The organism is Gilliamella sp. Fer4-1 (genome assembly GCF_001690515.1).
In the GTDB taxonomy this organism is placed as follows: Bacteria; Pseudomonadota; Gammaproteobacteria; order Enterobacterales; family Orbaceae; genus Gilliamella; species Gilliamella apicola_C.
The window spans coordinates 1-12,746 of the sequence record NZ_LZGZ01000140.1 but is presented as its reverse complement, the minus strand read 5'-3'; the positions used below and the strand labels follow the sequence as shown (position 1 = coordinate 12,746).

Annotated in this window: 11 protein-coding genes; 5 read left to right on the top strand and 6 right to left on the bottom strand. The window is 33.1% G+C overall.

The genetic code is table 11. The features are described 5' to 3' along the window. Positions 1-530 (top strand): lipoyl(octanoyl) transferase LipB (lipB, locus tag A9G30_RS04915; protein ID WP_065588239.1); only part of this gene is annotated, 530 nt, incomplete at its 5' end. A 10-nt stretch (positions 531-540) separates the two neighbouring features. Beyond that, a complete protein-coding gene (lipA, locus tag A9G30_RS04910) occupies positions 541-1,500 on the top strand; it encodes a lipoyl synthase (RefSeq protein ID WP_065581837.1) in 960 nt (319 codons plus the stop codon). 35 nt (positions 1,501-1,535) lie between these two features. Here the strand turns inward: lipA and A9G30_RS04905 are convergent, their stop codons facing one another. After that, the gene (locus A9G30_RS04905; RefSeq protein WP_065581836.1) at positions 1,536-3,308 is read right to left on the bottom strand and encodes a DUF3413 domain-containing protein; all 1,773 of its coding nucleotides are present in this window, start codon (positions 3,306-3,308) and stop codon (positions 1,536-1,538) included. Between the two features lie 309 nt (positions 3,309-3,617). On the opposite strand from A9G30_RS04905, the gene A9G30_RS04900 reads away from it, so the two are divergent. The 3 genes from A9G30_RS04900 to A9G30_RS04890 all read left to right on the top strand — a co-directional run bounded on the left by A9G30_RS04900 (position 3,618) and on the right by A9G30_RS04890 (position 6,623). After that, positions 3,618-5,270, top strand: coding sequence for an AAA family ATPase (locus A9G30_RS04900; protein WP_065581862.1), 1,653 nt, complete (start codon positions 3,618-3,620; stop codon positions 5,268-5,270). 114 nt (positions 5,271-5,384) lie between these two features. Further along, positions 5,385-5,906, top strand: a complete 522-nt coding sequence (gene fabA, locus A9G30_RS04895) for a bifunctional 3-hydroxydecanoyl-ACP dehydratase/trans-2-decenoyl-ACP isomerase (RefSeq protein WP_065581835.1) — start codon at positions 5,385-5,387, stop codon at positions 5,904-5,906. A 204-nt stretch (positions 5,907-6,110) separates the two neighbouring features. Beyond that, positions 6,111-6,623, top strand: coding sequence for a thermonuclease family protein (locus A9G30_RS04890; protein ID WP_081295687.1), 513 nt, complete (start codon positions 6,111-6,113; stop codon positions 6,621-6,623). A gap of 20 nt (positions 6,624-6,643) precedes the next feature. On the opposite strand, the gene A9G30_RS04885 is transcribed toward A9G30_RS04890, so the two are convergent. From A9G30_RS04885 to A9G30_RS04865, 5 genes are all read right to left on the bottom strand, one after another. Beyond that, entirely contained in the window at positions 6,644-6,922 is a 279-nt protein-coding gene (locus A9G30_RS04885) for a DUF5339 domain-containing protein (protein ID WP_065581834.1), read from the bottom strand. Positions 6,923-7,089: 167 nt separating this feature from the next. Then, on the bottom strand, positions 7,090-7,299 hold the full coding sequence (cspE, locus tag A9G30_RS04880; protein ID WP_034909833.1) for a transcription antiterminator/RNA stability regulator CspE: 210 nt from the start codon (positions 7,297-7,299) through the stop codon (positions 7,090-7,092). Between the two features lie 577 nt (positions 7,300-7,876). After that, the gene (locus tag A9G30_RS04875) at positions 7,877-9,289 is read right to left on the bottom strand and encodes a hypothetical protein (protein WP_065588238.1); all 1,413 of its coding nucleotides are present in this window, start codon (positions 9,287-9,289) and stop codon (positions 7,877-7,879) included. Positions 9,290-10,134: 845 nt separating this feature from the next. After that, positions 10,135-10,944, bottom strand: a complete 810-nt coding sequence (gene proC, locus A9G30_RS04870; protein WP_065588237.1) for a pyrroline-5-carboxylate reductase — start codon at positions 10,942-10,944, stop codon at positions 10,135-10,137. A 343-nt stretch (positions 10,945-11,287) separates the two neighbouring features. Beyond that, the coding region (locus A9G30_RS04865; protein WP_218057725.1) for a hypothetical protein at positions 11,288-12,746 on the bottom strand (1,459 nt) is incomplete at its 5' end.

Below are 12,746 nucleotides of genomic sequence, written 5' to 3'. Positions count from 1 at the left end.
ATGAGCATTCTCTTGATGAAATCTGGTTAGTCGAGCATGAACCCATATTTACCCAAGGTAAAGTTGGTAAAGCAGAACATTTATTAAATCAGACAAATATCCCAGTTATTCAGACCGATCGCGGTGGTCAAATTACTTACCATGCTCCAGGTCAACAAATCATGTATATTTTATTTGATTTAAAAAGACTTAAGATAGGTATCCGAGGTATAGTTAGTTATTTAGAAAATAGCGTCATTCAAACATTACTCCATTATGGTATTATAGCTCATGCAAAGTCTAATGCACCGGGAGTATATATTAACGAAAAAAAAATTTGTTCACTTGGTTTGCATATCAGTCGTGGCTGCACTTTACATGGGCTTGCATTCAATGTTGATATGGATCTTTCCCCTTTTAATAACATTAACCCTTGTGGCTACGCCGGATTACAAATGACGCAACTAAAAGAATATGTGTCTCAAATTAATCATAAAGAGATAAAACAACTATTAACTAATAATTTTATTAAGCAGTTACCTCAAAAATAAGATACCAATTATGCAAAATAATGAAATAACACTCAGAAGCTCAAAATATCGTGATGCTGACAAAACACGCTTAATCCCAACAATCACATTAGAAGATGCAACGCCACTTAAAAAACCTGAATGGATGCGAATTAAGCTATCTGCTCACTCTGATAATATTGCACATATCAAAAACACCATGCGCAAACATGGATTGCATTCAGTCTGTGAAGAAGCCTCTTGCCCTAACTTAGCTGAATGCTTTAACCATGGTACAGCTACTTTTATGATTTTGGGCGATATTTGTACCCGCCGTTGCCCATTTTGTGATGTAGCTCATGGTAGACCATTACCACCAGACAGTAAAGAACCAATTAAGCTAGCGCAAACCATTCAAGAAATGAAATTACGCTATGTTGTTATTACCTCGGTTGATAGGGATGATTTAAAAGATGGTGGAGCTAGCCATTTTGCTAATTGTACTCGAGAAATTAGAGCATTAAACCCAAATATAAAAGTTGAAACACTCACACCTGACTTTCGTGGCTGTATTAATGAAGCAATTGAAGTGTTAAGCAATAACCCACCTGATGTGTTTAATCATAACTTAGAAAATATCCCACGTTTATATAAAAAGATCCGTCCTGGTGCTAACTATGAAGGATCCCTCAAATTACTGGCTAGGTTTAAAGAGCGGCATCCAGAAATTCCAACAAAATCGGGGTTGATGGTTGGACTAGGTGAAACAAACAAAGAGTTAATTCAAGTATTAAAGGATTTACGTAGTCATGGTGTGACTATGTTAACGCTGGGCCAATATTTACAACCGAGTAAATATCATTTACCAGTTGAACGTTATGTGTCACCACAAGAATTTGAAGAATTGAAGCAAACAGCATTAAATATGGGATTTACCCATGCTGCTTGCGGGCCTTTTGTGCGTTCGTCTTATCATGCCGATTTACAAGCAATGGGCAAAGAGGTGAAGTAATTCACCTCTTTTTATTATTCTATTCAAAAGCTAAATCAATTATCCACGACCATAAAACGGCGATTTTCAGTGACGATTTGCAAAAAGATTGGTAAGCTAATTTTTTCTTCTTTTTGCAACTTACCATTAATATCATAAATTTTAGAACGACCAAAAGCATCTAAAACAACCGTTTTATCATCATAAAGTGCAGCTATAGTATTTTCATCACCAGCAACTAGCCATTGTCTAGGCTTTCGAGTAAATAAGTTTTTACCTTGACTATATTGTTGAGGTGGCGTAGTAACATAAAATACCTCTTGCATTAATGTAAGCATAATATCAGTTTGCGAAGTTGCTTCTGTTATTTGAGCACTTTCTTTATTCGGCCATGATATAATCAATGGTACTTTTAATGATTCCCTCTTAAAGCCACTACTTGTATTGCGTGATGCTACTTTCTTCACCTCGTCAATTTTAATATCATTCGTACCAGTAATAATAATCACCGTATCATTGTAAGCATTCGATAATCTTAAATAAGCAATTAAGGATTCAATATACTGATCTAACTTTTTAGCTTCTGATTGAAGATCAGATATCGCAATTTTTTTGTTTTTATCACCTAACGAATATTGGATGATAGAAAATAAAGGTGCATGATTATCAAGATGATTCTGTTCTTCATGCCATGCTCTCCAATTTTCGGTTATTTGTTTATTGGATTGTTTTTTAGGCTCTGGTATTGAAAAATTAGATAATAATGCAGAACGATATAAAGGTTCAGCAAAACCGTCTGCTGAAAACAGACCTAAATTATAGCGCTGTTTAGTCACAACCTCGAACAATACTGAAGGTTTATGTCCAACTAAAATACTATTATAGTAGTTAGGATCTAATCCGTAAAATAATGAAAAGTCATTCAAATATGACTGATTACTTGCACCGTAATGATTTGTAAAGGTAATATTATCTTGAGCAAATGCATTCAACCTAGGCATATGTTTAGTTAATAAATTTGTATTCCACCCATCAATAACAATCATAAGCACATTATTTTTTATCGGTTGTTTATCATAAACAAGGCGTCCTAATGGGTATTCAATTGCCATCGCAAAAGGATTGCCTTCTTGAGCAACACGATCGCGATAACCGTTTTCTTTTATAAAGCCATATCGTTCAAGAAAATGGCGAGCAGTTAAAGGATAAGAAAGCGGAAGGCTTGAGCGTTGCATGGTAATAGGTCGATAAAAATTAGCATCAGCCCAGCTATGGATCAAATGTGAGGCAACGAAGCAAATAATAAAAAAAATCACTACTGGTTTTGCATAGCATTTGCGTTTATTTAAGCTACGTAGTTTTTTCCAGCTCCATAATGAAAATAAAATCTCAATCAATAAAACAAAGGGAATGGCAATAAATACCGTACTTAAATAAGAAACTTTTTGCGATGAGAATAATTGCCAAATCGACAAATTAAGATGCATTCTAAAATGCGAAAAAACTTCAATATCAATAATCAGTAACGAAATACCGACTGTTGCAAAGATCGTTGCAATAATCCTTTGCCATCGAGACGAATGAATAAAAAAACTTAACGGAAAAAGTAGAACTAAATAAGCAACAAAGGTCAAATAACTGAAATGGCCAATAGCACTAATGATTGCATAAAACCGTCCCATAAAAGTACGAGGCCAATCAGCAATAAGTAAATATTGACTACCAAGCAAAATTACAACAAAAATATTAAACAACGTAAACCAATGCCCCCAGCTAACAATTTGTGAGGCACGATCGTCTTTGAAGTAAGTATTTTTGATTTTGAGCATGTTTAGTCGTTGATAATGGTGATAGTGAAGCTAAATAAACAATAAATTTTGACTTAGTTTACCCGATTTTGAAAAATCTTTCTGTAAATTTTTTATTTGTTAGCATAAAGATTTTGGTAAGCTGTTGGCGATACTTCGGATACTTGTTATAATTTCAAGATGAAATAAGCTAACAAAAAGACAATAATTTTGGCCATTACACAACTCAACGCACAACAAATCCAACCTGATTTATCTTATTTTTCTAAACGCAAAAACACGACGAATACTTCAACAGTATTAGCATCAGAAAAATCAGAACATTTACTCATGTGGCAACCTCGCGCTGCATCTGCTTTATCCCTGTTATGCTCCCCAAAAAGAGAATGTTATAGCCCACGTTTTATATTGCTTAAAGCACCTGAAAGTGAGCTTCTTTTTGATTTACTAAGGCAAGCCATTAAATGTGATTTATCACCAGCCCCGCTCGGTTATAGTTATTTTTTTAGCGAAAGTAAAATTACACTAACCAAAGCGAAAAGCAAGCAAGATAATTTTGCAGCTCAAGACAATTGTTTATTTGCCTCTTCTGTTGATACTGAAAAACTTTTTGGTTGTGTTAGACAACCTGAACATGGTCCAATTAAATTACAAGCAGGCCTTGTTCATCGTGCTAATGGTGGCGTTTTAATTTTAGGTCTTCGCTCGTTACTTAGCCAACCATCGCTATGGACAAAGCTAAAGCAAATGGTCATAAAACAAGAATTTGAGTGGAGTTCATCTGACGAATCTCATCCTTTACCCTTATCTATTCCGCCTATGCCACTTGATTTACGTATTATTTTAGTCGGGGATAGATTAAGTTTAGCAGAATTACAAGATTTCGAACCTGAATTTTATTCAACATCTATTTACACTGAATTTGAAAATGAATTACAGATTAAATCATCTGAACAACTTGAACACTGGGTTAAATACTTAAAATTTATTGCCCATAAACAGCAATTACCTGATATTGATACCTCGGCTATAGCAAAAATTTACAAAGTAGCAACTCGCTATACTGGTGACCAATATTACCTCCCCTTGTCTGTTGATTGGGTTAATTCATTATTAGTCAATGCAACTTACTTTATGCAAAATAATGTAATAGATGAATCAGCGATTACAACTGCGATAAAGAAAAAGTCATGGCACGAAGATTATTTGCAAGATAGAGTGCATGATGAAATCTTTAGTAATCAAATAATGATTAATACGAAAGATCAAGTCGTTGGACAAATAAATGGTTTATCGGTAATTGAATATCCTGGACATCCAAAAGCGATTGGTGAACCGACACGTTTAAGTTGCCTTATTCATTTTGGCGATGGTGAACTCATTGATATTGAACGCAAAACAGAATTAGCTGGTAATATTCATTCAAAAGGAATGATGATAATGCAGGCCTTTATCATGTCTGAGTTTGCATTTAATCACCAATTACCTTTTTCGACTTCTTTGGTTTTTGAACAATCATATAGTGAAATTGATGGTGATAGTGCTTCACTTGCCGGACTTTGTGCAATCATTAGCGCTTTATCTCAGCAACCTATCGATCAGCAATTGGCTGTAACCGGTTCAGTGGATCAATTTGGTCATGTTCAAGCAATTGGTGGTGTTAACGAAAAAATTGAAGGATTTTTTGCCGTTTGTCAGCATCAAGGCTTAACAGGTCAACAAGGAGTGATCATACCAGCTACCAATCAACGCCATCTAAGTTTAAGTGATAAAGTCATTGAAGCTATTGAACAAGAGAAGTTTTCAATATGGACAGTTGAACATATTGCCGATGCTCTTTATTTGCTTACAGGTATTCCGTATAAAGATAAAAGTAATATCAATCTTTACCAATTAATTCACGCACGTATGCAGGCAGCATTATTACAAGACAAAAAACAAGATAGTTGGCTAACTAAATGGCAAAAATATTGCAAAAAGTAACAATACCCAATAAACTTTAGCCCAAAATTTTATTCATTATGGAATAAATAAGAACTAGGTAACTTTCAATTTTTTTAAGCATGTTTTAATTTATATTAAATAAAAGGTTTTTTTATGACATTTGAACGTAAATCATCGTACGATAAAGCAGATTTAATTAAATCAGGAAATAATGAACTATTTGGCCATGATGGTCCCCCATTACCATCTGATTTAATGTTAATGATGGATCGTGTTATCGAGATGAATGAAAACGGTGGTAATTTTGGTAAAGGTTTTGTCGAGGCGGAACTTGATATTAATCCTGATTTATGGTTTTTTAAATGTCATTTTAAAAACGATCCAGTTATGCCTGGCTGCCTAGGACTTGATGCTATGTGGCAATTAGTGGGATTTTATTTAGGCTGGATTGGCGGTAAAGGTAAAGGACGAGCTTTAGGTGTTGGTGAAGTAAAATTCACCGGACAAGTATTACCAACAAATAAAAAAGTGACTTATAAAATCCATTTTAAGCGCGTAATTAACCGTAAATTAATTATGGGTATTGGTGATGGTGAAGTTTTTGTTGATGGAAAATTAATTTACCAAGCATCTGATTTAAAAGTAGGTTTATTCCAAGATACCAATACTTTTTAATTTAAAAGTCTCCCTACCTCAATCAGCCATACACAATATAAGTGTGGCTGAATATAATGCTATTTTCTTATTAAAAATAATTTATCATTGCTAAGTTAGATTTTGTTTATCATGGTATAAACACAGAAGCAGTCATGAAACAAATAGCTAACTATCAAGTAAAAATATCATCACAACGTCGTAAGTTTCAATAATCAATGTATAATGCTACAAATTATTATACCTTTTTTATTTATCATGAATTGTTTAAAACACTTATTGATTTTTATTATTTTGTTTTGTTTATCAAATACACTAGCTTATGCCGATTTCAGTGGTAAAGTTGTCAGAGTGATTGATGGAGACACAGTAGATATTTTGACGGTAAAAAAGCAAAAAATTCGTGTTCGATTACTTGATATTGATGCGCCAGAAAGAGGGCAAGCCTTTGGTGATGCATCACGAGAACATTTAGCCTCACTCATTGCGGGTAAAAATGTTTTTGTTAAAGAAAATAAAAAAGATATCTATAAAAGAACTTTAGGTACTATCTTTTTTAATAAGGTGAATATCAATGCCAAAATGGTAGAAAGTGGTTATGCTTGGGCTTATCGTTATAAAGGGATCGCTGACAACAAGATAATGGTAAAATTAGAGGAAAATGCAAAACAAAACAAAAAAGGGCTATGGAAAGATAAATATCCAATAGCCCCTTGGGATTTTCGTCATAATCAATGATAAATTGGCTTATAAAACACTTATTTTTTAATTAAAATTGCATCAATTTGTTTAAGTAAATTGATGCCTTGTTTACAAGCTGATTCTTGTTCAGTTTCTGGCATTGAAGGAATTTGTTGTTTAGCGTTTTCTAAATTTTGTTTTATCATATTGGTTTGTTGCTTTGTTGCAGTATTTTCAGGGATAGCTTTCACTATACTGTCAACTTTATCAAAATAAGCATTACATGATTGAGATGAATCAGCCATAGCAACCGACGAAAGACCTAATAATGCAATAGATAATACTAACTTTTTCATTATTTTCTTTGTATCATATGTTTATTCATGACCTCATTAAAAATGAGAATAATCTATGTTATAAAATAGCTAATTAATGATAAAGGATTTAAGGCGGGAAGTCTAATAACTAAACATCTTACCAGTAAATGTTTACTGATAAGATAATAAAAGATAAGGCGTAAATCTTAGATAATGGTTACATCTGCTGCCGCAGGGCCACGAGGACTGTCTTGAATTGAGAATTCTACTTGTTGACCTTCGCCTAACGTTTTGAATCCATCACCAGAAATTGCCGAAAAATGTACAAATACATCTTTACTACCATCAGCAGGTGAAATAAAACCAAAACCTTTACTTTCGTTGAACCACTTAACTTGACCAGTTTTCTTAGACATAATAATCTTCCTATAAATAAATTAATCTTAGCCACTAAGGCTATATTCAAAAACATAAAACCTAGATTACTCATTAACACTAAGAAGAAGATACTGAAGAAAACTAATCTTTAAGACATAGTAAACTACAAACTACATATATCGAAATGTTACAAAATAAATCCGCATGTCGTATGCTTGGGTCTATTTACTCATAATTAGTTTACTAATGCAAGCAATCTTTTAAAAGATTTATTAGTCACTCACAAATAAAACAATCAATAATTGCTAATCCAATCACATAACATTATAAATTTAAAGCTTATTTTCTTAATAATCCATATTTAACAGAGCCATCAATTAACTCATTAATAAATATTAACCAAAAAGCTAGAATCTTTCCAGTTGCACTAACAACGATACCAATTAAATTTTAGCACAATCTCGGTTTTAACAATAAAACTCAGTAATGTTTGTAAAATAATTAATTCTTTATCAGTAATTTCTGTATTTGATGCGACCAACTATTTAGCAGAAGATAGAGACTTTTCCTGCTAAATAGTTACAATTAAATGTATGTTCAAAACATAAATACCAATTAAGGAGTAACGCAGGCTACTCTATAATCTTGATCCGAATGATCTCTATCACCAACACCACCAGTATTGGCCTCTACAACATAATTATAGTGCCAACGATTTTGATCATCTGAAGTCCAATAAATGGCTCTAGAATCTCCCCAAGCGGGATCGCCAACACGAAAATATTCCCAATCACTGTCTTTATAGTAAAGCTGTGTCATACGCCCCCATTCACTAAGTAATCCCCCCATCCAATAACCATTCGCTTTATAACTAATTTTTCTCAGATAAAACGGTTCAACTATACCTATTTGCCAGTTGACTCTACTGGCCCTTCCATTAGTAAAATCAAGTACTTTTATTATCCGATACCCACCACCATTAAAATTATTACAAAATGCTACTGCATTTTGATACCCACCTGCACCACCACCTTTTTTAGCTATATACCAACGCTCAAGCTTAAAACTATATAATGGTTGATTATTTGCATCTCGCCAATAAAATGTCGAAGGTGTAAAAGCTCCGGGATTTTCTAAACTTGGACCCGTTAAGGTAATTTTGACTAAACCAGTAGGAGAACTATTTTCCCTATGTAATTTGAGCGTTACTCCTCCTTTGGAAATTGTATCACCATTCGTATTAATAAATTCTTGCGCTTTCATTCCTGCAACACTCAAGTAAAAAAATAAATTATGAGAGCCTGTGGTTGGAAAGTTTGCCCCAGGATTCGCTGGATTATAAGCATAAAATCCTCTGTACTTATTCCATTCACCATTACCTGCGTTAATAGATGAAATCGCACCATTATAAGGGATTTTACCCGAGTGAAAATCAAACTCTAAATTTGGTTTTGCGTAACAAAACTTAGGTTTATCTACCTTTGGATAAAGGAAATAGGTATGTTTTCCTCCCGTAAAATGACCTCCTTGAGATGGTATGCCATATTCTGTTTCAATACTCATATCCCCAACTTCTAACGTCAATTTATAAGGTGCATCACACCCATTAAGTAAGCTATTGGCATTGTGCTTCACATAATCAGTAATATCTTGCCCTTCTATATTTTCCCATTTTATTTTTAATTTACTCGAATTGACACGATGAAATGTATCGCCATCATCATCCTTCCAATAATCATTGTCATCAATGACTTTATCTGCCAATACCTCTGGATAATTTTCATGAGGCACTAATGTCTTGATATCTGCAAAAGTGGCTGAAAGTTTATCTAATACTAATGGTTTTTCCATACTTGAGCTATCATTTGATACAGTAACAATTTTGTTTCCAGGCAATGTTACTGATAATAAGGGACTAACTGAATCTGCATGAGTCGCACCGCCATCAAAGGTTAAATAGGGCGAACTACCATGGATCTTTTTTACCGTCACAGCGGATAATGCTGACATAGCATTATTCGATATCATTAATCCAAATAATGCCCAAATTGCTTGGGAAATATAACGTTTAATCTGTGAATTGGGTGATATTATGCACAAACAAGCTTGATGACAAACAAATTGTATAAAAACTTTAAAAAACAGCGGGATATGTAAAGTTATTTTTTTTAGTTGTTCAAATTGTGTGCTGTGTGCTGTGTGCTGTGTGCTGTGTGCTGTGTGCTGTGTGCTGTGTGCTGTGTGCTGTGTGCTGTGTGCTGTGTGCTGTGTGCAGTTCTTTCTTCATTATATCATTTCCTATCTCATTTTTCAAAAATTTCCCACTTGCTTTTGCCTTTATAAAATTAAATTAACAAGCTAGTAACTAATAATTTATTAATTACTCTTTCTTAAATTCACTTTTAATATATTTTATTTTTAGAGCCTGAAATAAATAGCTAATAACTAGCATAAATAATGCATTAGATTATAAACATAAAAACGTATCGCTTTAAAGTAAATAAACTTATTTTTTGTTAAGATTTGTAAATTTAGCTTTTTTATTTATGAATTATATTGATAGAGTTAAATTTATAGCTGATAATCGAAAATTAAAAGTCTGTAATATTTTGTTAAATATTTTCGCACATCAACAATATAATAACTAGTATTAATTTACTAGTTATTATTTTACCTATTCAAATCATCAAGTATTAGTTGCCATTTTTAAAATTAATATTGTTCATAGCTAAAGAAAGATGTTTTATTCACTCCTCATTAAACACTTTTTCTATATTGCTCACACCCAACAATGATTAATATTTAATCATATTTTTTGTTTTGTAATGCCATTAAAATTACTTAATAAGTATAAAATATAGATAATTTTATATTTACTTTTCCGCAAGATATTTAGATTTATTAACCGTTGCTTCCACAGCATCAATCACAGCTGACCGAAAGCCTTTAGCTTCAAGCATTTGCACTCCCTCAATTGTAGTGCCAGCAGGTGAGCAGACCATATCTTTTAATTCACCTGGATGTTTACCTGTTTCTAATAATAGTTTTGCCGATCCTAAAACTGCTTGGGCAGCAAACTTGTAAGCTTGTTTTCTTGATAATCCGCCTTTAACCGCGCCATCAGCTAGTGCTTCAATAAACATAAACACAAAAGCGGGGGAAGATCCACTTGCACCAATAACTGCGTCAATTAAATCTTCAGGAACAACTTCTGTTTCACCAATACAATTTAATAATTGTTGAACAGCAGATAATTCTTCATCCGTAATTTCGGTATTGGGAGTAATTGAACACATTGCGGCATTAACAAGTGCTGGTGTGTTTGGCATAACTCGTATAATTTTTTGCTCATAACCTACACATTTGGCAATTGTTTTAATGGTAACACCTGCCGCAATTGAAATAACGATGGTATTTTTCTTTAATTCTTTTTGAATATCAACAAGTACATCAACAATCACATTAGGTTTAACCGCAATAAAAACTATATCGGCCTCACGAGCAACATCTCTTGCTGAATCGAGATCATTTACTGAATAAGTTTGATTAAGAACTTGACCTTTTTCCGGATGATGATCATAAACATAAATTTGTGTTCCTGGCACAATATTACTACCCAAAATACCTTGCAATATGGCATTTCCCATGTTACCTAAACCAATAAAACCAATTTTTTTTTCCATTTATTTATCACCTTTTAATATCAATGCTTTTTCACAATTATAGAATATTTTTTTGATACAAAACTCACTTTTTAACAATATAGTTTATTGTTAACTATATTCATAAGTATTTTTAAATCTAAAACTAATTTCTATTAAAGTGTGTGATCAATAGTTGTTAAACATTTTACTTTTTAAATAAGAAAAGTAGCATTTGCTGGCGTATTGTCTAAAAACTAATTAGCAATCAGATTAGTTCTTAGTTTACATCTGTATGAACTCTATTGATTATCTAGACAAAAAATTGGGTTCTTTACTTGTCTAAATAATCATGATTAGATCTGTTTTAGATGATAACTACAAATTAAGGAGTAACGCAGGCTACTCTATAATCTTGATCTGAATGCCCTCTATCACCAACAAGCCCATTATTAGCCTCTACAACAAAATTAGTGCCCTTGTATTTTTGATCTGATGTCCAATAATATGCACGGTTAGTTGCATCCTTCCACTCCGGATCACCTACTTGAAAAAACTCCCAATCACTGTCTTTGTAGTAAATTTGAGTCATACGCCCCCATTCGCTAAGTAATCCTCCCATCCAATAACCATTTTCTTTATAACTAATTTTTCGTAAATAAGTTTCGTCTATTATACCATTTTGCCAATCAACACTTCCTGCTCGATTTGAATTAGAAAAGTCCAGTACTTTAATTACACGATACCCACCACCATTAAAACTATTACAAAACGTTACAGCATTTTGATACCCCCCTGCACCACCTTTTTTAGCCACATACCAACGCTCTAGTTTAAAACTATATAATGGTTCATTGTGGGTACCATGCAATGAAAAAACCGAGGGCTGGAAAGCACTAGGGTTATTTTCTTTAGGACCAATTAAAGTCATTTTAACTAAACCAGTAGGAGAATTATTTTCAGCATTTAATTTTAATGTCACTCCCCCTTTGCTAATTGTATTACCATTTGCATTAATAAATTCTTGTGCTTTCATTCCTGCAACACTCAAATAAAAAAACAAATTATGGGAGCCTGTGGTTGGAAAATTTGCGCCAGGATTAGCTGGATTATAAGCATAAAACCCCCTATGTTTATTCCACTCGCCATTTCCTGCGTTAATAGAAGAAATCGCGCCGTCATAAGGGAGTTCGCTAGAATGAAGATCAAACTCTAAATTCGGTTTAGCATAACAAAATTTAGGCTTATCAATTTTAGGGTAAATATAATAGGTATGTTTCCCACCTGTAAATTTACCACTTTTTGATGGTATACCATATTGAGTCACTATTTCAATATCATCTAATTTTAAGGTCAGTTTATAAGGCGCATCACACCCATTCAATACGCTATTTGAGTTGTTTTTTACATAACTAGTTATATCTTGACCTTCCAAATTTTGCCAGTTAATAGTTAATTTACTTGTGCTTGTGTGATTAAGCTTATCGCCATCATCATCTTGCCAATAACCATTATTATCAATAACTTCATCGGTTAATATATTTGGATAGTTTTTAAATGGTACCAACGTTTTTATATCAGCAAAAGTAACAGATTTTTTATCTAACATTATCGGACTTTCCATACTTGATTCATCTTCTAATGCATTAATAACTTTATTATCAGGTAGCATAATTGACAATAATGGAGAAACAGAATCAGCATGCGAACGTCCACCATCAAAAGTTAAGTATGGCGCACTACCATAAATCTCTTTTGTTGTTACAGCAGATAAAATTGACGCCACGTTATTAGATATTATTAAACCGAATAGCGCCATCATAATTTTGAAAACATTATGTCTA